This window comes from Bacteroidales bacterium, from assembly GCA_013141385.1.
Lineage (GTDB): Bacteria > Bacteroidota > Bacteroidia > Bacteroidales > Tenuifilaceae > UBA8529.
This window is the reverse complement of sequence record JABFRB010000032.1, coordinates 20,864-42,557: the sequence shown is the minus strand read 5'-3', so window position 1 is coordinate 42,557 and position 21,694 is coordinate 20,864. Positions and strand designations below refer to the sequence as shown.

Here is a 21,694-nt window from a genome sequence, read left to right as displayed (position 1 = left end):
CATGAAAGATCAAAACGGAATTTGTATTTTGAGGATTTAAAATATAGATTTACTATCAATCTGTTATAGAACTTTTTAAAAATTACTATATGAAACTCTTCTTATATTTTTTAGTAAACTTGTTCTTTTGTTTCATTTTAAATCAACAAGTTTTTTCGCAAACAAAACGCTTTGTACTAAGGGTTCAACAACCTCCAATTGAACAGTGTATAACTAGTTCAATTAATGACATAGTAATTTGCCCGATTAAAATATTTCCTAATCCATCTGCTGGTTTAATAAAAGTTGATTTCGGATTGCGAAGGTGGAACTCAAAAGTACTATTACAGTTAAGTTCAGTGGTTGGTGAAATTGTTTTTGTTGCGGAAGAAAATCCAGATTCAAGTGGATTAACAGCAGAATACAACCTATCCAGATTACCAAAGGGATTGTACATTATGAATATTTCAAGCAAAGGTATTTCCCTATATAAGAAGATTGTATTACAATAAATGTTGAACCATGAAATCAATTAGATATATACTGTCGATAATTCTAATCTTCGGATTTATCCAATCTAAAGGTCAATATCTTATATCTTCACAAAGTACAGATAACCCTGTTTATTCGGGAGATACGATTATTCTTGAACTGACTTCCTACTACGGGAATGTTTATTGGCAGAAAACAAAAGATTTGAACAACTGGGAAACCATTGATGGGGCAACCAGTGGTACCCTAAAACTTGTACCCAAAACGTCTGCTTACTATAGGGCAGAAGTAATTGCTGGGACATGTACTTCAGCGTACTCAGATACAATACCAATTAATGTTCTTACAAAAGGTACTATTGGACCAGCAGGAGGTACAATTTCAACCTCTGATGGGGCATATGTTAAAATAGAGCCCAATATTCTAACTAGGGATATTGAGATAGTTATTCAGTATATCTCATCACAGGATGTGAGCAAGGAATTGCAAAATGGAGATCCAAACACATCTCTCAGAGCTATTGGTGGCTTTGTGGTATCAATATCAAATGATCAGCTATCTAATATTTCATATCATGTTCCATGTGAAATTGGTATCCCTGTTTCTACCGAATTAAAATTCGATTACAATGAAAAAAGCAATATTTACCCTCTTCTGATAACCGATCAGTTCTATAATATGGATACAAAAGTTTCTAGGGGGAAAAATAGTATTTCTGGCCTAACATATATCGGACTGGGTATTTCAGCCATTAGTATTATGAATAATATTAATTATTCTACTACAATAATTGGGGATATATCAACAATAATCGACAAGAAACTAATGAATGTGTTTGAAGATAGTGAAAATACTAGAATTGAGGATTGTCAAAGTCTTGAAGCCAAAATATTGGAAGTTTTATCCAATTTCAATAGTCAAACATTAGATGCAATAAAAATGCAATTACCTTCATATACAACCAGTAATAATGATCCATTAAATATCCTGGCAGGTAACACAAAAACCTGCAATCTTAACATAAATAAAGAGGTTACCGTACCATTGAATTTAAAGATAGATCCAATAAATCTGTATTTATACGATAAGATTTTCTTCACGATTGAAACGACTATTTTAGAAGCCAATCTCGAGTATACAGATCTTAAACTTAAAATTGAAGTTCCATCCCTTGCCGAGATTCAAACCCCAGTAATTTACGACGAGCAAAGTTCCAGCTATGTTATTAATGTTTTAGGAAAACAAAACGGTACAACACGTATGCTAGGTGCAGAGCAACACATAACCGCAAAAGTAAAGCTGAACTTTAATATAAACTTAAACGGAATATGCCCTGAACATGATGACAACTTTAGCATTGATGCTTCAACTTTGAGTAATATTTTTTTATTCGAGCCCATCGAAATTAAAGTTAAAGGCAGTATTTATGACGGACATTTATACTATAAATCATTTAAAGGCTTTAATTGGCCTGACGCTAAAACCTATTGCGAAAGTATTAGTGGTCATTTAGTGATCATTAGCTCATTGGATGAAAACAATTTTGTTAATAGTCTCTGTGATCCCTCCGGTGAAACTGTTTCGATTGGACTAACGGATGTTGGACAGGAAGGGATTTGGCATTGGGTTGATGGTACTTTATGTAGTACGGTCGACTGGCACTATAATAACCCCAATTGTATTACTGGAAATAATGAAATGGATTGGGCTGCCTGTAATTGCAAAACAGTGACAAATTATCTATATGCAAATTGGAAATCTTGCGAACCAAATAATATGAATGGTATTGAAGATTATGGTCAAATGGGGTCAGATGGGACATGGAACGATGTTGGTAACGGTGAACAGCGATTTATAATTGAGTGGGATTATATTCCCGGTGATGAGGTTTTAAATAAGTTAATGCTTGAGTAATGAACATAGACATATTGTAACATGAAAAATAATAAAATTCAAAACCAACGAAACGCTAATCGATTAGGTAGCCGTTAGGCTAAAAGACCATCTGAAGAGTTTCTCACAACACTGTACATACGAGTTTTATTAAGTGGAATATTGGTTATCGGTTTGGGAGATAATCGTATACTAATTCTGTTGATATACATTTTAATCTTAGAGGAATTAAGATTAAATTTGTGTAGGGAATGGATTTATCATGCAGTACATATAAACGAATTAGTAGCAAGTGGATTTTTCGATTAGTAGGCGAGATTAATTCATCAGGATTAATTATCTTTGAATAAAATTATTTTTATGAGAGTTGACAGACAGAGAGTTCTGAAAGATTTAAGTCATCTGCTGAAATCTAAATTTTCGGATGATATTAAAGACGTAGTGCTTTTTGGCTCTCAGGCTAGTGGAAAAGCACATAAGGATTCTGACTACGACATCCTTATTGTTCTAAAACAGAAAGCAGATTGGGAAATTGAACGAGAAATATCGGATGTTTGCTATGAAATTGATCTAAAATACAATATAATAACTGATACTCATATTATTGGCGAATCTGAACTTTTGACCTTGAGAGGAAAGCAACCTATTTTCGTGAACGCTTTAGCTAATGGATTACATGCGTGATTGAAAACAACTTTTATTGAAGAAATCAATAGACTTCTGGAGAAATAGTAGCTAGCCTCTATAGGCTGCCGATAGGCTAAAAAGGCCATCTGGAGAGTTTCTCACACCAATTACATAAAATGTTTTGAGTGGAACATTGGTTATCGGTTTGGGCGATAATCGTATACTAATTCTTTTGATATCCAATTTGATTTTAAAAAAACAAAAGATATATTTGTGTAGGGTATAGGTTTATTATATGCATAGATTGCTTGACAGCAATTGTAAAAGATAGAAATAACACACATAAATTGAAATGTAACCCATTATAAATGGATGAAAATTGAAAACACTCTTAAAATTAAGATAATTTTGAAAGTTTATTGTGTTAAAGATAATAAGTGAAGAATTAGAAGTAAACTAAGAGTAAAACATGAATGCACTTGCACAATATTTAAAAAAAATTGATGAGAGTTCTTATGATTGTGAGGATGTACGTGTTATCAATTCTGAATTTCAGAAGATTTGTAAATTTTTTTTTGAAGAGGGCAAACACGATATTGCAGCAATTGCTGACCTTGACAGACAGGTTTTTTCAGTACAAAAATCTTTTGATAAAAAAAACGATAATGAAAAAGGAATTATTAAAGGATTAAGTTGGCAAATGAGTGGCATTCAAACTCTAGAGGATGGAAGCCAAATACCTCTTTACTGGCCTGATGTTACTAAATATACCCAGCAAGATTTTGAATATTTCGAAAAACGATACAATGAATGCAAGAATCTTTATGCAAAAACAGAATATGGTTTAATGGTTTACTTTGGTCAGAAAACAACCACTTCAAAACGTAATGATTTTAAACGTCAACTTTGTAATGAGTTATTTCAACTTAGTAAAGATTATCACACCAAAGCAGATAAAGGCGGTGAAAAGAATCATTACGTTATACACTTTTTTCATTCACTTCGAATGGCATTTGGCGTTGCAGAGAAATCAAATCTTGAACCCGAACTTACAAATATAATAAAGTATATTTTTAAAACTCATCAGGATTGGGATGTGACAAGAGAGGGTACTCTACGTATTTTACTTGATCTTTCCGGTTTATTGTCTGATTATTTTGGTTTATCAAATAAATTAATAGACTTTCAGAAAATACTTGATAAAAACTTGGAAGGTGCAAAAGAACTTGAAAAAACCTATGCTTGGGGTGCTATGTATGCCATTGATCGTAATATTACTATTGAACAAAAAAGAAATAAACCAGTTGTCTACTTATTAAATTGCAAAGCGAAATTATATGAAAAACTTGCAACTGATGCAGAAAGTAAAGCTAATCTTGCTTGCGTGAATTTTGCGGAAAATGCACTTCGCATCTATCAACAGATTAAACTTACTGATGACATTAGTAGATTAGAAAAATATTATGCTGAATTAAGAGGAAAGTTTCGCTTGTCGGTAATAAAGCAGGGATTACCAAAGGAATATGCAGATAATATGAATGAGCGTATTTTAAAAACTGTTGCCGAAAACGATGAAAAAGGCATAATTCATCATTTCATTACATCGCCTTGGTACGATAAAATTCAAAATATTAAAGATCGTTCTATTGAGTTAAGTAGCCAAACTGTTTTGCTCTCCATGTTACCAACTTCAATTATGGATAAGTTTGGCAATACTGTTGATGTATTTTATACAGATGAAGAAAAAGAAAAATTCAATTTTTGGAATTCATATACATTTAACTTTCAAGTTGGTACACAAACCATGCATAGGTTTTTTATCGAAGCTTATAAAGCCAAAAAAATAGATTATGCTTCCGTTCTATTTTATTTAGAAGGCACATGGTTTAATGAAGTTATTGTTAGAAATTATCATGGACAAAAAGTAGATGTAAAACCAATTGATACATTAAAACCTGGACTTAAAAGAGTTTTTGAAGAACTCGATAAATTCTTTGCTGACAATAATTATCAATGTGATTTTGTTACTATAACCGATAGTTTAACTTTAAAAGTTGAGGGACTTTTACGTTATTTTTGTGAAAAAATCGGAGTCGCAACATTTAAAACAAGGCAAAAAGGTTCTGATAAATTGGTGATGGAAAAATTACTTGATGATTTATTGGCAGGCATTTCACCTGAACAGAAAACTAATTTTGACGAGGAGGACAGAATATTAATTAAATATGTGCTAGCAGAGAAGGCAGGTTTAAATTTAAGAAATGCAGTTGCTCATAGTTTGATGGATGTTTTTGAATATTCTTTTGAACATATTGTGATTCTTTTCTGTATCATTATTAAATTAAGTAAGTATAAATTTATTGAAATAAAAGGAGAAAACAACAATGGTAACAGTAGTGAATGAACCACAGGTTGAATATAAAATTGCAGGATGGCAAACAGAATTTAAAGGTTTTTCTTTTGATGACTTTATTTGTGGTATCGAAAACGATATTGTTATGTTCTGTCCTCCAGTTGGATCAACATTCATAATGTCATCTGAAAAACCAAAAAGGAAATTATCAACTTTAAGAGGGAAATTAACCAAACAGAGTGAAAAAGAAATTGACAATCAAATTTTAGATTTACGTAGCGAATGGGACAGAGATTTTTAATAGATACCTGTGCGGTTATCAAGTATTTGAACAATCAATTTCCTTCAGATGCAATTTCTTTTATGGATGCTCTAGTTGATGATGATAGTAATGTTTCATTCATTACAAAAATTGAATTGTTGGTTTGGAATCCGCCAAATCTGAATGATATTAAAATTGTTGAGGAATTTTTGGCAGGTTCAGAAATACATTTTATTAACGATGATATTATAATGAGGGCTATACAAATAAAAAAAGAAACAAGAATAAAATTGCCTGATGCTATTATTGCTGCTACTGCAATGGTAAATAATTTTATCTTGCTTTCTGATAATGACAAAGACTTTCTAAAAGTTAAACCGTTAGGTTTAAATTATATAAATCCAAAAACATCGTTTAACGTAATTTGACAATTACGCAAAAAATAAATATTTCTCATATTCACATCAAGGTTTCGAACACTCAAAATTGCAAATCCGCACAAGCGAAATCCAACTCAATCCTCTGTGCGAGAGGGTTATCAGCCTTTTTCTACAAACATTTAGCATAAAATGAAAAAAATCTTCTTCTTCCTAATAATTTCCTTAATAATAATATCGAAAATAAGCATTGGTCAGCAAAAGGAATTAAACGATAGTCTTTATAAACAATTTCAATTAGAACAGGAGGCAATTAATCAATCATTTGCTGCTTATTTCTTTCCTAATTATAATAAAATATACTCCTTAAATGAACGAAATTTTATTTCAAAGGTGGATTCTTTAAGAAATATCTTTGTGGAACAATTAAGACTATTTGAAATAAAAATTCCACAATTTGATAAATCTATTATCCACAAAGAATCAAAGGATATTCATTACTCTTTCGATAAATTTCTACTTGATTATCCATACTTTCATGAAAGTTATACTGGGGATAAAACCTTACCCAATGGGCTTATTGATCAAAGAATTAATGAAAATATTAAAGAGTTTAATAATCCAGAACTGTTGCAAATTGAAAGTTTTAAAGCTTACCTAAAGGCTTTTTTGTATTTTCAATCGAGTATTGAACTTAAAAACTCTAGCTACAAAAAGCTCGATAATCAGCAGCTACAAGCATCACTGAATCTGATTCCAAAGTATTTTTCGAATCAAGCTGTAGCTGATTATTTAACGTTTAATTATTTATATAATCACATTGATAATTTCGGGATAAAAAATCTTGAAAATATTTATCAAACTTTTATTACTACATGCAAGGACACATCTTACGTTAATAAAATTAGAGCATTATATACAGACGATGAGCGTGGAAGAAAAGATCATCTAATTAAAATATATAAAACAGTTGATGATTTCAATTTGGAAATACATTTGTTTTTACCTAAAAACGATGATCCAAATAAAAAAAGACCTGTGATAGTTTATTTTTCTGGCGGCAGTTGGTCGGAGGGAAAGCCTGATTGGAATTTTTATGCCTGTCAGAGCTATGCGAAGAAAGGATGGGTTGGTGTTGCTGTTGAATTCAGATTGGCGTATAGGCATGGAACACTCCCTTTTGAGTCGGTTATGGATGCCAGATCGGCTATTCGCTGGTTACGACAACATGCCAATGAATATAATATCGATACAAACCGTATTGTGGCATCAGGAAATAGTGCAGGAGGTCATTTAGTTCTTGCCACAGCATTAGCCGATAAATGGAATGAAAAAACAGATGATTTAAGGTATAGCCCTGTTCCTAATGTGTTGATGGTTATCTCGGGTGTATTTGATTTGAATGATGACAATACTAGCTGGATAAAAAAGGGGTTAAAGGAAAGAAACCTTGATGAAAATCTAGTGAAAGAAATATCACCTAATTATCTAATAAAAAATGGGTTACCCCCAACATTAATAATTCATGGGACACAAGATAGGAATGTTCCATTCTCTACTGCCGATCAGTTTGTAAAAAAGATGACAGAAGCAGGGAATAGCATTGAATTTCATCCATTAGAAGGTGCTCGTCACTTTATCTGGTATGGACAATACGGGGAACAGGTATCAGAGATAACAAGAAAGTTTTTAGAAAAGTTGGGGTATTAAAAAAATATGATTGTCCGCAATAATGCATAATAAAGAATAAATAATCCAAATTGTCATTCCGGGCGAAGTCCCGGAATCAAGTTAAACAAATAGATTCCTGCATTCGCAGGAATGACAATGGAGTGTGTTTTGCTTTTAAGTATTATAACGGATATTGCATATAAAAAAATATAGTTGGTAACTTGTGGTTTAATCATTGGAACTGGTTTCGCATTTGGAGGGTTCGCAGTTTTTTGATAACTTTACTAGCGAGGGATTGAGATATAATTCAGGAAAGATATGCGGCAGAGTAACTAAATTAGAAAACTGATGACAGATTAAATCATAGCGAATATGAAGAAGTTAATGATAATTACTGCTTTTTTAAGCCTGCTAATTACTCCAACTTTTTCGCAGATAGGCGGAAAGTTCAAATTGGATACAACATTGAAAAGTATTTATAGAAACCCTTACACACTTGAGAAAAGTAGAAATTTCAATAATTTTTTGAATTGCCCATTAAAGAGCGATAATTTATTTACACCCAATCTTCAAAAGAGGAAATTTATTTCTACACAAAATCCACTTACGAGAACCGACAAACCAAAATCTCACGGAGAAATGCCTTGTGTTGTGCCAGAAGGTTATTTCCCAATGAGAATATTATCACCCGATTCCTCGAAAAGATATTCATTACTAATTAAGCAACTCTGAATAATGTCCAAATAGTTAGCAATTGCTAAAATGGCGCGAGTAGGGAATAATTCAGAAATTCAAATAAAAACACTCAGAATTGCAAATACACAGGTGCGGAAAACGATATCAAGTGCCATAGAAAACCGACTTACCGTTTATAAATATTAATTGGAAATAGTAAACTATATATCATGAAAAAAAAGATTATATTCATTTTATTTGTATTAATGCAGACAATAGTTCTTGCTCAGGAAAAAAAGAGTGGTCTTAATATATCATTCAAAGGAGGGATTACAATAGCCAATATGTATGGATCTGGTGTTGAAAGTAAAACTTTCTTGAATGGAGATACTCCTGCTGATTTTTACGCAAATAATCCGGCTAGTAGTAAATTTAAAAACGGGACTAACTTTGGAGTTTTAATTGATTATAGAATTGGTAAGTATTTCTCTATTGGCTTTGGAGCAAATTATATACAAAAGGGAACACGAATAAATACCGTAGGTCATTGGAATAGTGATTTGCAAATATATGAAACTGTAACTGGCAAAGTAAATTGGATTCAAAATTATCGGACGTTTGATATTCCTATCACATTTTATCTTCCATTCAAACAAAATGACGTTTTTATAAAAGTGGGAGTATTTAAAGGGAAATTATTAAACTCTGAAGAAAAAGGTAAAATTGAAATACAAGGGAAAAAATATAGCTATATAAATGAAAGAGGTGCTAATGATAAAGAATCAGGATTCCTATTAGGATGTGGATATATCCATTCATTGCCTAAACGGTTTGGTAATATATTTATTGATTTTGAATGGAGTAGAAGTATTTTAAACTCTTACGGGAGAGATTTGATTCCAAATCCAAACTATTATTATAATCAGACAATTAGCGTGAGTGTTGGTTACAGATATTATTTTGTATTATAAAACCACATACATGGACAAAAGCATTTTTACAGATAAAAATACGACTCCAAGTAATGATGATTTGAAAGAATCATTAGGTGATACATACCAATTATGGCAATTGATTAAGGATTATATAATTTCAAAATACCCAAAAGGATTTGAGGAGTGGAATTATTCAAACTTTGGTTGGAACTTTAGGATAAAAGATAAAAAGCGAGCAATAGTATATCTTTTACCAAGGGATAAGTTCTTTAAAGTTGCATTTGTATTCGGACAAAAAGCAACAGACATAATAATGCAAAGCCAAATTTCGCAGGCGATTAAGACAGAACTCAGTTCAGCAAGGGTTTATGCCGAAGGTCGTGGAATTCGTATTGATATTAAAAATGATAGTATAATAAGTGATATAAAGAGTTTGATAGACATTAAAATGGCTAATTGATAATGCAAGACTCTACATGTTTAGAATTAAAAATTATCAATTCAATATACATAATAAAACCAAAGTAATAATGAGGAAATATTTATTATTTTTTACTATTTTAATTTTGATTTGTTTTTCCTCCTGTGTCAGGAAAAACAGGTATGCTGTTATTATCTCTGCTAACATGGAATGGAAGGTTTTGAAGAAACTTTACCCAAACGAGAATTACCAAAAATCACCTTGGGGTGAATACTTCTACAAGAAAATCCAAGGTCAAAATGTTCTGTTTTTTCACGAGGGTTGGGGCAAGGTTGCGGCTGCTGGCGCAACCCAATATGTAATTGATACATATAACCCAGAAATCATAATAAACCTTGGGACTTGTGGTGGATTTGAAGGGAAGGTTCAACGATTTGATGTTATTTTAGCCGATAAGACTGTAATTTATGATATCAGCGAGGCGATGGGCGATTCCAAGGAGGCAATTGCCGATTATACCACTCAAATTGACCTAACATGGTTAGGCAATAATTTCCCATCAAAAGTGTGCAAAACTGTATTGGTCTCTGCCGATAGAGATTTGAGAATAAATGAAATTGAACAATTAAAGAAGGAGTATAATGCAGTTGCAGGCGATTGGGAAACGGGCGCAATTGCTTATGTGGCAAATCGGAATAATAAAAAAATATTGATTTTACGGGGTGTAACCGATTTAGTGAGCACTCAACAAGGCGAAGCCTATGGAAACTTTGATTTGTTCGTTCAAAGAGCCGATACTGTTATGCAAAATCTACTGATTGAACTACCCAAGTGGATTAATTATATTGATAATCAATGATAATATGAAAGCATTGGATTTAATTGCAACAAGTTTAAACAGGCGAGATGATGAGCCAAATCAAGCGTTAGCCGTTGAGATAATCAGATCAAAACGTAACGATTGGGTTAAGGAATTGGTTGAGAATTTAAAAAATAAGGATAAGAATATCCAGAGCGATTGTATTAAGGCTCTCTATGAAATTGGGGAGCGTGGTTCGGCAGATATGATTGCACCCTACTATAAAGAATTTGGTGAGATTTTAAACTCAAAAAATAATAGGCTAATTTGGGGTACAATGACCGCTTTGGATACGATTACGCTTGTTAATCCAAAAGGAATTTATGATTTACTGCCGCTTACTATTTCTGCAATTGATAAAGGCTCAGTAATTACCATTGACCATGGAGTGGGGATTTTGGCCAAATTGTCAAGTATTGATGAATACGCTGATAATACTTTTCCGCTGTTGATTGAGCAACTGAAAAAATGCCCTGCAAAACAATTACCCATGTATGCTGAAAAATCACAATTTGCGATAAGCTCTAAAAATCAAAAGCAATTCATCGAATTAATACAATCAAGAATTCCAGAAATGGACAAAGATTCTCAAAGAGTGAGGCTTAATAAGGTGTTGAAGAAAATAAAATAATGAGAGTTTGATATCACATAAAAGCCTCGAAAAGTCATGAGACTTTGAGGCTTTTTTATATATGATTTTTAATCTTTCCGGACAGAGTTTCCTGTTGACAATAAAATAATTTGACCTATTTTTTGTTTTAGGTGTAGCTTTTTAAGCGATTGAGTATCTAAAAGTGTAAATCAAAAAAATCCATATATTTATCTAAAAATAAACATATCCATTAAAAGATTGAAAATGAAAAGGTCAGCGATTCTAATTTTGTCCCTGTGCATGTTCTTAACCCAAAGCATATATGCACAGAAGAAAGTTGAAAAAGGAGTGAAGCAGATTACCCCTGAGCTCTTAAAGCAATATATCGATTACTTGGCCTCCGATTCAATGAAGGGTCGAAATACCCCAAGTCCTGAACTTGATCGTGCAGCTGATTATATTGCAAAAGAATTTGCTGCGTTAGGCATCAAAAAGGTTAATGGCTCTTACTTTCAGAACATCCCTTTTTGCACTAAGAATCTGGATGTTAAAAATTGCCTCTTAAAAATATCGCAGGGCGGTAATATCAAGGAATTCAATCTGAAAACCGATTATACTCCTTTTGAATCAACCTCTAATACTAGTGCGACTGCACCAATAGTTTTTGCTGGGTACGGGATTACTGCTCTTGAATATAATTACGATGATTATAAGGATATAGATTTTAAGGGTAAGATTGTCCTTATTTTGAAGCATGAACCCGGTGAGAAGGATGCAAAATCACCTTTTGGAGGCGTTCAGGAGACTAAGTATTCCTACTTGAATTCAAAGATGGAAAATGCTAAAAATCATGGAGCAGTAGCGGTACTCGTTGTAAACGATCCGTTAAATCATATAATGCTTACCCCACAGGGTTATCCATGGCCAAGCCTCTCGAAATTTTTACCTCAGTATAATTTGCCAATAGAACTATGTAAAGAAGGAGCATCAATCCCATTTGCTCAGGTTGGAGAAAGCGTAATAAAGTATATTTTTGGAAGTGTCGACTCACTTAAAAATATTCAGCGTAGAATCGATCAGAATTACACCCCTCAATCCTATTCAATTTCAAATTCAACATGCGAAATAGCAACCAAACTAGTTATTCAAGATATTGTTGCGAAAAATGTTGTTGGAGTCATTGAGGGGAAAAGCGCAACCCTTAAGGATGAGATTATTGTAATCGGCGGGCATTATGATCATGTTGGCTTTATGGCAAAGCATAAACCTGGTGAAGATTATATCTTCAATGGTGCCGATGATAATGCATCGGGAACAGCAGGTGTTATGGCCGCTGCAAAAGCATTTGCTTCCATGAAAGGTAAGCCAAAACGTAGCATCCTTTTCATTCTATTTGCTGGGGAGGAAAAAGGTCTCTATGGATCTGATTATTACTGTAGCACTCCGTTATTTCCACTAAATAAAACGGTTGCAATGCTCAATATGGATATGATTAGTCGGAATGGGAACGATTCAATCCAAATTGAAGGAGATACTATGAATCAAGATCTTGCTGAGATTATAAGGAACGAAAATAAAAGTATTGGACTAAAAATTACTCTTTCTGCGGAAGATCTATTTGGAAGAAGTGACCAGTACAGTTTTTTTAAGAAAAATATCTCTGTAATTGGCTTTACATCTGGATTGCATAAAGATTATCATACTGTTAGGGACGATCCACAGTCGATTAACCCATTCAAAGCATCCCAAATTTCTAGGCTAGTTTTCAGAACTGCTTGGGTAATCGCAAACGAGAAAAAGCATTATAGCATCATCAAGAAGCATTAATAAAATTAACGTAGTAATAAAGATTCCTTATTTTTTATAAATAGATTAATGGCTTGATAACTTGATAACTCAATAATTAATAACAAATAACTAGTAACTCGGAATAAACAAATAACTTAACCAACTTTAATTAAATCATGAAGAAACTTATTTTAAAACAAACCTTGGTATTATCCCTTATGATAATATGTGGATTTGCCTTTTCACAAGAATCGGTAATGCTAAAGTATAACTTTGTTAAGGGCAAAACATACGTTGTAAGCAACCAGATTGTAAGCAATATGACCCAATCTATGGGAGGGCAGGAAGTGAAAATGTCATCGGAAATAAATTCATCTAGCGAAATCAATGTTGAGGATGTAGATAATGATGGTAATGCAACTGCTCTTAATACGTTTTTAAGTGCTAGCGTTCATTCAACAATGATGGGCAGAGATACAACCATGCAACTCAACCTAAATGAGCAGAAAAGGGTTGTGCTATCAAACACTGGGAAACAAATTTCTTCTGTTATTGTTGGTGATGCCAAAAAATTCCAGATGATGGGAACCGAGAGTCAAATTGGTAAAATTCTAGTACTGCCAAGTAACGAAATCAAAATTGGAGATAAATGGCATAACACAAGCGTTGATTCAACTCAAATATCTGAAAACAATCCTGTTAACACAAACTCTACAACCGAAATGGATTATACATTTGCTGGTAAGGAGAGTAAGGATGGAGTTGAATATTTAAGATTAAACTATTCGGGGACAATAACTATAAATGGTAAGGGAAATACCCATGGAATGGATTTATTCATGGAGGGAACTGGAAAATCCGAAGGATTTGCATACTACAATCCTCAAGTATCCCTAATAGTTTATTCTGAGGATACTACGGAAATGGATATGTCAATTGCCCTTTCGGGTCAGCAAAACATGACCATGCCTATGACACAGGTTATGATAAATATTATGAAGTTTGAAGAGAAGAAATAGTTTTATTTGATTAACTTACAGGTTGCTATCAGAATAAATGGTAGCGACCTTTTTTCTATTAAACCCAAATTGCTGATTGCTCGATGCTAGTTGCTATATTGTTGATTATGAGAATTTCATTGGATATTATAAATGAATTAAAAATCTCACATATTTGTATATAGTTTTATATATCATGCAATTACCAGCAACTAGAAACTAGCAACTTGAACTATTTAACTAAATAAACCATGCGAAAATTCTTGTACCTCATTCTGCTTCTTCCCAGTGTTGGTTTTGCTCAAATAGCATCAACCGATGAATATTTATCAAGAAGGGAAAAAGTCCTTTTGATGCTCGACACATCATCTGCAATTGTACTAAAAGCAATAAATGCTGCACCATATGCCAATGAGTATATTCAGGAGCATAACTTTTATTATCTTACAGGTATTAACTCTGCAACAAACATGCTTTTGATGTCTCCAAAAGGGATTAAGGTTGGGGGTAAGAAAAAGAATACAATTATTTTTTATTCTGAGATCGATGTAGTTAAAAACCTCCAGCTAGGATTAAACGATACCACTGTTAAGGTTTCCGAGTTTAAATCAATCTTCACTAAATTTTTGCCAACAATTGGTAAACTTTACTACTCAGCCCCCGATCTTGCGCTATATAACGATTGGATTAGCGATAAAGCCTTTTTTATGGAGAGGGAAATGAAAGCCAGAATGAAAAACTTTTACCCAAAGTTAAAAATAGAATCCGCTGAGTTCTTCGTTGGGAAACTTAGAACAATAAAATCGGAGCAGGAGATAGCCTATATCCGAAAAGCTTCAGATATAACATCCGATGGACTTATTGCTGCAATGAAACTGGCTAAACCTGGTGTATGGGAATATGAGCTGCAAGCAGCAATTGAATATGAATATACCCGACAGGGTGCAATGCTTAGGGGTTTTACCAGTATAATTGGTTCTGGTTTAAATAGCCTAATCCCTCATTATAGCATTAACACCCGCCAAACCCAAACTGGTGACCTTGTGGTTATGGACGTTGGAGCAAAATACAAAGGGTATAGTACTGATATAACCAGAACAATTCCTATTTCTGGCAAATTTACCGATGCACAAAAAGAAATTTACGCCATGGTTCTTAAGGTACAAAAGGATGCAATTGATATTATAAAACCTGGACTTTTAACCGATGATTTGGAGAAATTTGTAAAAGATGCCTTTAAAAAATTAGGATACGGTAAGTTTCTTATACATGGAATATCACACCCTGTTGGGCTCGATGTTCACGATGTAAAAACAGAACAAATTCTTAAACCCGGAATGGTTATAACCGTTGAACCAGGGCTCTACTTCAAACCCGATGATACCACTGCTCCCGAAAAGTATAGAGGGTTTGGCATTAGGATAGAAGATACCATTCTTATAACCGAAAACGGTTGCGAAATTCTCTCAAAAAACGCCCCGAAGGAGATTGATGATATTGAAAAATTGATGAAGAAGAAAAAATAACTTACTTACTGTATTTCATTGACTTTTATTTAATTGTGTCCTATATTTATAGCTGTCTTTCTTTTTTGATAATGTTTTTATGTTTTCAAGGTAGATAATCTTTTAACCATAGATATATCAAACTAACTAACAACCTTAAAACTTAACCAACATGAAAAAAGCAGTTTACATTCTAGGAGTAATAGCAGGTGTTTTCTTCTTAATAGGGCTATTCCTTAAAGGGCAACATTGTTGTATTAATTATTATATAAAGATGATAGCAGCACTGGCGGGCATAATTTTTATTCCGCTATTTGCCCTCTACATCTATAAAAAGGATAAGGATTAGATATTTTAGTTGAATTAATAATGAAAGGCTGAGACTCTGTTTCAGCCTTTTTGTTTTTCTGCAATGGCGTTAATACGATAATAACAATAACTTTTAAATTAAAATTCCAACACAGTTTTAATATGTAAAAAAGAGTTTTAATTCAAAGAATTAAACAGCCCTTTCCATTTAATCACCCTAGCCTTAATACTACCTACCTTTATAGGAGATTCAATAAAAACTGGAACATGGTTAAGGTCATCCGTAACCCAAACATAAAGCTTTTGATTCCCAGAAAAGACATCACCTACAACAAGATCAACCTGAAATTTCAGACAATTTAATCGACCGATTCCATCAATTCTTTTTTCCTCTTTCCCAAGAAACTTGAATCCGATTTTATATATTTCTTTATCGAAGATTATAGTTACCGGGAAAATATTTCCTAGTTTAATATTTGAATAATTTAAGTTTCTGGCCGCATATATTGCCGATATAACATCATATGTGTTCTTTTCGACTTTAAGCGTATCAAACTTGTTAGGATCATTTTTACGCTTAATCCTAATTAATACTTGATTAGTAGACCAATCAAACTTATACTCATTCTCCTTTGTATAACCACCCTCGTAGATTGCCCTATTAAAATGAAGAGGTTGCTGTGTGTTAGGATCGATCCACGATTCATATAAATCCCTAACTTTAAAAAACCAATCGTAGAATGGGTATGTATTCCCAGAACATTTTAGATGTAAAACATCTTTTCCTTCCCATACATCTGAAGTAACCTTAAAAGTAACCTCACCTACATCGGTCCATAGGAAAAACCAAGTATAGCTAATTAAGTAGGTTACCTGCTCCCCTGATTGATAGGATGAATTAGTGATTTTGATATCGTCAGTTTCTTGTGCTGACAATGCTAATTGGTAGAGAAGTAGAGAAATTAACGTTATTAAATTTTTGAAAGAAAACATTCTTGGTAAAAATTTAATCGTATTAAACTAGTTAATTCGGTTAAAGATAATCTTTCCTTTTACCGATTTTTCAAAATGCAATTTATTTTACTACTTTAGTTTGATTTTAACGCAGAATGTCCCTGTTGGCGGTATTAATCCTCAAATAATATCGGCAATCCTAAAAAAAAACTAATATGAAAGAACTTGAACAAATACACTTTAGTACCCGCGTATCTTTTCGGAATTGGTTAGAGGTTAATCATAATAAGAGCCTTGGTATTTGGATTATCTTCTATAAAAAACATGTAAATATCGAATGTATAGCATATAACGAAGCTTTGGAAGAAGCACTTTGCTTTGGTTGGATTGATAGCCTAATAAAAAGAATCGATAACGATCAATATGCTAGAAAATTTACACCAAGAACAAACAAAACAAAATGGTCCGAAATAAACAAGAAACTAGTAACATCGCTAATTAAAGAGGGTAGGATGACCGAAGAAGGGCTTAAAAAGATTGATATTTACGTAAAAACAGGTAGCGTTAACTGGGAAAACAACGATTTAAAAAACGAGAAGCATAAAAAGGAGTTAGATGTTCCAGATTTTATCATAAAAGAGTTTGCCAAAAATGAACCAGCCCTTGCAAATTTCAATAATCTTGCCCAAACTCACAAAAAACATTATGTGCTTTGGATTACCAGTGCCAAAAGGGAAGAAACAATTCTTAGCAGATTGGGAAAATCTATAGAATTATTAAAAGAAAATAGTAAATTAGGGCTCAAATAAATAAGATGATAATGCACGTGACGGTAAGTCTTTTGGCAGACGTAAAACAATTTACCACCCTAATAAAAAGAAATTCCTATATTTGTTGACAGAGAACATAAAAATTAGCACTATGAAATCAGAACTCAAAGACCAGCAAAATTTAGACACCCTAAATACTGACGATATATATAGCGTGATGAAGGAAGTCCTCTTGCACGAAGAGGAGGTAGATCCCAAAAAAGAATACTTTTGGATGATAGGCCTTGATGAGGATAGCAGGTTGCAATACTTTGAATTAATTAGTACTGGAAACGTAAAAGCAACCTCTATTAAACCTATGGAAATATTTCGTTGGGCAGTAATGAAAGGTTCTGCCAATGTAATATTGGTACGTTATCATGCTGGCGGCAGTTTAGACCCAACGGAATCCGATAGGGACGTAACAGATAGGCTTTTACAAGTTGGACGTATTCTAAACATAAAGGTTATAGACTTCATGCTAATTTCAGAAAAAACGTTCAAGAGTTTTGCTGTTACAGGGTTATTGGCAGAAATAGAGAAAAGTACAAAATGGGTTCCCAGATTTGACCTTATTGAACGTACACGAAAAGAGGGAGAAAGAATTGTTGAGGAAACTATCAATAGGGAGAAAGGAAAGATTTTAAGCGGTAGAAATATTGAGATTGCTAAGAAAATGAAATCTGAAAACGAGTCGATTGAAAAAATTATGAAATATAGCGGCTTGTCCAAGGAAGAAATAGAACAGCTAAAAATAGATTAAAGCCCATACCTTAAACAACCCCCAAAACACAATCAGGGCGTAAATTTAAAACACGAAAGTAATTCCTAATTTACTTTATTGTTTATGAGCAACGAGAGAGTTGTAGATAACTCTCTCTATTTTTTTTGGACAAATGTTAAATGAAATTTTTATATCACCCCATCCCATTTTATTTATTATGAGTATCCGTTTAGATTACTATTTCAACAAGCAAACTTAACTGTCATTGGCTCCGCCGAGCTCGTAAACTCGGTTCCGGGCGAAGTCCCGGAACCGAACGAAGAGAGTTCAGCAATGCTAATCTGGATATAAAAAAGGGGATTCCTGCATTCGCAGGAACCGAGCGTATTTTGCGAGTTCGCCGTAAGGCAATGACAGCGCAAAGGTTTGATTTTGTTATTTAAGCGGATACACATTTTATTTATTTCAGGAAAATGTAATTGAAAATTAGTTTACCTTTAACTAAATAATTGTAAGATGTTCTTTTCGTTATCCTTTTTGGGGTTTTATTAAAAATTTTCAATATGGATAAGAATAAATATAGTCAGTTAAAACTTTTAGAGTTGATAATAAACAACTCTAAAGGAATAATTTGGGCTATTGACCCTGATTATCGTTTGCTATTTGCAAATAAAGCTTTCCAGTCCGCCTTGGTTGCCGCAGGGGGCAAAGAGATGTCAGTAGGTCAAAATGTTTTGCCCGACGAATACCCAAAGGAATTTCTTGATTTTTGGAAAAATAGCTACGACAAATGTTTTAATGATGGACATTTAATAGTGGAAAGTGAATTGCCGTGGAACGATGGAATCCACTATGTTGAAAACTCCTTAAGTGCAATAAAAAGCAATAACGATGAAGTAATTGGTTTGGTTGTTACATCTCTTGATATTACCAATCGTAAGATTGCAGAAAAAGAAATACTTGCGGCAAAGCTCATAGCAGAAGAAAGTGAATTAAAGTTTAAAACATTATTTAACCTGTCACCCGACCCAATATTTATTTTAAATAAAACAGATTCTACTATTTTAGATGTAAATAATAGAGTCGAATCAATTTACGGTTATAATCATAACGAATTAATTGGCAAACCTAACACTATAGTTTCGGCAGAACCCGAGGAAACAGTCAAGGTATTTCAGAATCCTATTAATCAAATTCCAATTCGTTATCATAAGAAAAAGAATAACGAAGTTTTCCCAGTAGAAATAAATGTTTCATACATAGAAGTACATAATCAGCAAATTGTAATTGCAAATATTCGCGATATTACCAAACGTACTCATGACGAAAATTTCCTAAAGTTATATGCCGAGAAATGGCATACACTTTTTGATATTTTACCTGTGGGTGTCTCTATTCGAAACAAACATGGGCAAATCTTGGAATTTAATTCTGCATTAGGAAAGATTTTACAAATATCCGAAGAGGGTCTTCGAAATGGTGCGTACAGGAAATGGAAGTACCTTAATTCCGATTGTGTTGAAATGAAGCCAGAGGAAATTCCAAGTTATATTGCGATGAGTGAGCAAAAAATTGTTCAAAACGTTGTTGTTGGAGTTTTGAAAGAGGATGGAGGTCAAATTTGGACAGAAGTAAGTGTTGCACCCATACCTATGTCCGATGAATTGTTTGCATTTGTTACCCGTGATATTACAAAACGTAGGCAGGACGAAATTTTAATTAATCAACAAAATATTGAACTTAAAAAACTTGATTCCGACAAAAATATTTTTATTTCAATTTTATCTCATGACCTTAAAAATCCCTTTTATTCAATTCTTGGTTTTTTGGAATTGCTTACTAATAACATACGCACATACGAAGTAGACAAAATTGAAAAACAGCTCTGTATTATTAACGATTCAGCACAAAAAGTATATAATTTATTAGAAGATATTTTAACATGGTCATTGTCGCAATCAGGTCGAATAGATTATTCACCTCAATCTTTTAATTATTCAACTTTGTGTAATGAAATAATTGAAAAATTTAAGCTTTCTTTATTGAATAAAAATATCACTCTTAATTTTTATGCAGGTGGAAATCAGATGATTGTTGCCGATATGAATATGATAAATACTGTAATTAGAAATCTTATTTCAAATGCAATAAAATACACCAACTTGGATGGCAAGATTGATTTAATTGTTGAGCAAATGCCTAAATATTTTAGATTTTCAATTAAAGATAATGGTGTGGGCATGAATACTGAAACTATAAATAAACTATTTGACATTTCACAATTAAACACAACTAAGGGAACATTAGGTGAGCATGGTACTGGTTTAGGATTAATACTTTGTAAACAATTTATAGAAAGACATGGCGGAGAATTATCAGTGGATAGCCAGTATGGGAAAGGGAGTACCTTTAGTTTTACAATACCCGTTATTTCTAGCTAAGTTTTAAAAATATGAAATGGATTTTCAGTGCACTCTTATTAATATTTATGATAGAACTCTCAGAGGCTCAAGATTGGGCGGATTTAAATCGCTACAAATACGAAAACATAAAACTCGGATTACCTTCGCCAGAGGAAAACCGAATTGTATTCATGGGTAACTCAATTACAGAGGGTTGGGGGAATATTTACCCCAGTTTTTTCTCGGGAAAATCATATATAAATCGAGGAATTAGCGGGCAAACAACACCTCAAATGCTGATTAGATTTAGACCCGATGTAATAAACCTTAAACCAGCAGTTGTAGTTATACTAGCAGGTACAAATGATATTGCTGGTAATACAGGGCTATCAACTCTGGGAATGATAATGGATAATATAGTTTCCATGGCTGAACTCGCAATAGCAAACCATATAAAAGTAATACTTTGTTCAGTTCTACCCGCTTTTGACTACCCTTGGAAACCGGGACTTAATCCGGCAGAAAAAATAGTTGAACTAAACAAGCTGATAAAAAACTATGCTGATAAAAACGGGATAATATACCTCGATTACTATTCATCGATGGTAGACGAACTAAAAGGCCTTAAAAAAGAGTACTCCGAGGATGGTGTTCACCCAAATTTACTAGGATATAAAATAATGTCACCACTTGCCGAAGAGGCAATAAAAAAAGCATTGGCTCAGAAATAAACCTTATAGAATAATGAACTTACTTAAAATTAAGCATCAATTAATTTACACGGTTCAACTTAGGCATAACTGATGTTTTGTTTAGCACATCCTTACATCAATATCGCAATTTGCGATATATTTTACACCAACAATCAAAAAACATTACTACAACATCACTCAATTATAGTACTTTGTTTAAGGAGTTGGGGCTATTTTTAGCGGAAATTGAACAATTACTACATCTAACATTCCTATCGGTAGGGACAACATATCGGTAAAACCAAAAAACATCCCCAATATCATTAAATCCCATCGGGATGAAACTATCTAACCCCTGTCAGGGTTTCAAACCCTGA

General features: G+C 33.1%; 21 protein-coding genes. 20 read left to right on the top strand and 1 reads right to left on the bottom strand.

Going from position 1 to position 21,694, the window contains the following annotated elements; all coding sequences use genetic code 11:
- Positions 1–89: 89 nt before the first annotated feature.
- The 16 genes from HOO91_17125 to HOO91_17050 all read left to right on the top strand — a co-directional run bounded on the left by HOO91_17125 (position 90) and on the right by HOO91_17050 (position 15,776).
- On the top strand, positions 90–491 hold the full coding sequence (locus HOO91_17125; protein ID NOU19282.1) for a T9SS type A sorting domain-containing protein: 402 nt from the start codon (positions 90–92) through the stop codon (positions 489–491).
- A gap of 10 nt (positions 492–501) precedes the next feature.
- Positions 502–2,385: a hypothetical protein gene (locus HOO91_17120; GenBank protein NOU19281.1), complete on the top strand. Its 1,884-nt coding sequence runs from the start codon at positions 502–504 to the stop codon at positions 2,383–2,385.
- A 339-nt stretch (positions 2,386–2,724) separates the two neighbouring features.
- The gene (locus tag HOO91_17115) at positions 2,725–3,048 is read left to right on the top strand and encodes a nucleotidyltransferase domain-containing protein (GenBank protein ID NOU19280.1); all 324 of its coding nucleotides are present in this window, start codon (positions 2,725–2,727) and stop codon (positions 3,046–3,048) included.
- Positions 3,049–3,460: 412 nt separating this feature from the next.
- Positions 3,461–5,395 carry a DUF4209 domain-containing protein gene (locus HOO91_17110; protein ID NOU19279.1) on the top strand — a complete coding sequence of 645 codons (1,935 nt, stop codon included), beginning with the start codon at positions 3,461–3,463 and terminating at the stop codon, positions 5,393–5,395.
- Positions 5,376–5,645: a hypothetical protein gene (locus tag HOO91_17105; GenBank protein ID NOU19278.1), complete on the top strand. Its 270-nt coding sequence runs from the start codon at positions 5,376–5,378 to the stop codon at positions 5,643–5,645. The genes HOO91_17110 and HOO91_17105 overlap by 20 nt, the downstream gene beginning before the upstream one ends.
- Positions 5,627–6,034, top strand: coding sequence for a type II toxin-antitoxin system VapC family toxin (locus HOO91_17100; protein ID NOU19277.1), 408 nt, complete (start codon positions 5,627–5,629; stop codon positions 6,032–6,034). Before HOO91_17105 ends, HOO91_17100 begins: the two co-directional genes overlap by 19 nt.
- 141 nt (positions 6,035–6,175) lie before the next feature.
- Positions 6,176–7,693 carry an alpha/beta hydrolase gene (locus tag HOO91_17095; GenBank protein ID NOU19276.1) on the top strand — a complete coding sequence of 506 codons (1,518 nt, stop codon included), beginning with the start codon at positions 6,176–6,178 and terminating at the stop codon, positions 7,691–7,693.
- A 333-nt stretch (positions 7,694–8,026) separates the two neighbouring features.
- Complete coding sequence (locus HOO91_17090; protein NOU19275.1) at positions 8,027–8,386, top strand: hypothetical protein; 360 nt, start codon at positions 8,027–8,029, stop codon at positions 8,384–8,386.
- Between the two features lie 173 nt (positions 8,387–8,559).
- The gene (locus HOO91_17085; protein ID NOU19274.1) at positions 8,560–9,300 is read left to right on the top strand and encodes an outer membrane beta-barrel protein; all 741 of its coding nucleotides are present in this window, start codon (positions 8,560–8,562) and stop codon (positions 9,298–9,300) included.
- 10 nt (positions 9,301–9,310) lie between these two features.
- Positions 9,311–9,724 (top strand): DUF3788 domain-containing protein, encoded by a 414-nt coding sequence (locus tag HOO91_17080; GenBank protein NOU19273.1) that lies wholly within the window; start codon positions 9,311–9,313, stop codon positions 9,722–9,724.
- A 166-nt stretch (positions 9,725–9,890) separates the two neighbouring features.
- Positions 9,891–10,544, top strand: coding sequence for a 5'-methylthioadenosine/S-adenosylhomocysteine nucleosidase (locus HOO91_17075; protein ID NOU19272.1), 654 nt, complete (start codon positions 9,891–9,893; stop codon positions 10,542–10,544).
- A 4-nt stretch (positions 10,545–10,548) separates the two neighbouring features.
- Positions 10,549–11,175 carry a hypothetical protein gene (locus tag HOO91_17070; GenBank protein NOU19271.1) on the top strand — a complete coding sequence of 209 codons (627 nt, stop codon included), beginning with the start codon at positions 10,549–10,551 and terminating at the stop codon, positions 11,173–11,175.
- 225 nt (positions 11,176–11,400) lie between these two features.
- A complete protein-coding gene (locus HOO91_17065; GenBank protein NOU19270.1) occupies positions 11,401–12,963 on the top strand; it encodes a M20/M25/M40 family metallo-hydrolase in 1,563 nt (520 codons plus the stop codon).
- A gap of 137 nt (positions 12,964–13,100) precedes the next feature.
- Positions 13,101–13,943 carry a hypothetical protein gene (locus tag HOO91_17060; GenBank protein ID NOU19269.1) on the top strand — a complete coding sequence of 281 codons (843 nt, stop codon included), beginning with the start codon at positions 13,101–13,103 and terminating at the stop codon, positions 13,941–13,943.
- Between the two features lie 230 nt (positions 13,944–14,173).
- The gene (locus HOO91_17055) at positions 14,174–15,448 is read left to right on the top strand and encodes an aminopeptidase P family protein (protein NOU19268.1); all 1,275 of its coding nucleotides are present in this window, start codon (positions 14,174–14,176) and stop codon (positions 15,446–15,448) included.
- A 151-nt stretch (positions 15,449–15,599) separates the two neighbouring features.
- Positions 15,600–15,776, top strand: coding sequence for a hypothetical protein (locus HOO91_17050; protein ID NOU19267.1), 177 nt, complete (start codon positions 15,600–15,602; stop codon positions 15,774–15,776).
- A 137-nt stretch (positions 15,777–15,913) separates the two neighbouring features.
- Here the strand turns inward: HOO91_17050 and HOO91_17045 are convergent, their stop codons facing one another.
- Entirely contained in the window at positions 15,914–16,729 is an 816-nt protein-coding gene (locus HOO91_17045) for a DUF3108 domain-containing protein (protein NOU19266.1), read from the bottom strand.
- A 176-nt stretch (positions 16,730–16,905) separates the two neighbouring features.
- On the opposite strand from HOO91_17045, the gene HOO91_17040 reads away from it, so the two are divergent.
- The 4 genes from HOO91_17040 (at position 16,906) to HOO91_17025 (ending at position 21,356) form a co-directional block, all read left to right on the top strand.
- Positions 16,906–17,499 carry a hypothetical protein gene (locus HOO91_17040; protein NOU19265.1) on the top strand — a complete coding sequence of 198 codons (594 nt, stop codon included), beginning with the start codon at positions 16,906–16,908 and terminating at the stop codon, positions 17,497–17,499.
- A gap of 112 nt (positions 17,500–17,611) precedes the next feature.
- The gene (locus HOO91_17035) at positions 17,612–18,262 is read left to right on the top strand and encodes a DNA repair protein (protein ID NOU19264.1); all 651 of its coding nucleotides are present in this window, start codon (positions 17,612–17,614) and stop codon (positions 18,260–18,262) included.
- A gap of 524 nt (positions 18,263–18,786) precedes the next feature.
- On the top strand, positions 18,787–20,664 hold the full coding sequence (locus HOO91_17030) for a PAS domain S-box protein (GenBank protein NOU19263.1): 1,878 nt from the start codon (positions 18,787–18,789) through the stop codon (positions 20,662–20,664).
- 11 nt (positions 20,665–20,675) lie between these two features.
- Positions 20,676–21,356: an acylhydrolase gene (locus HOO91_17025; GenBank protein ID NOU19262.1), complete on the top strand. Its 681-nt coding sequence runs from the start codon at positions 20,676–20,678 to the stop codon at positions 21,354–21,356.
- Positions 21,357–21,694: the final 338 nt, after the last annotated feature.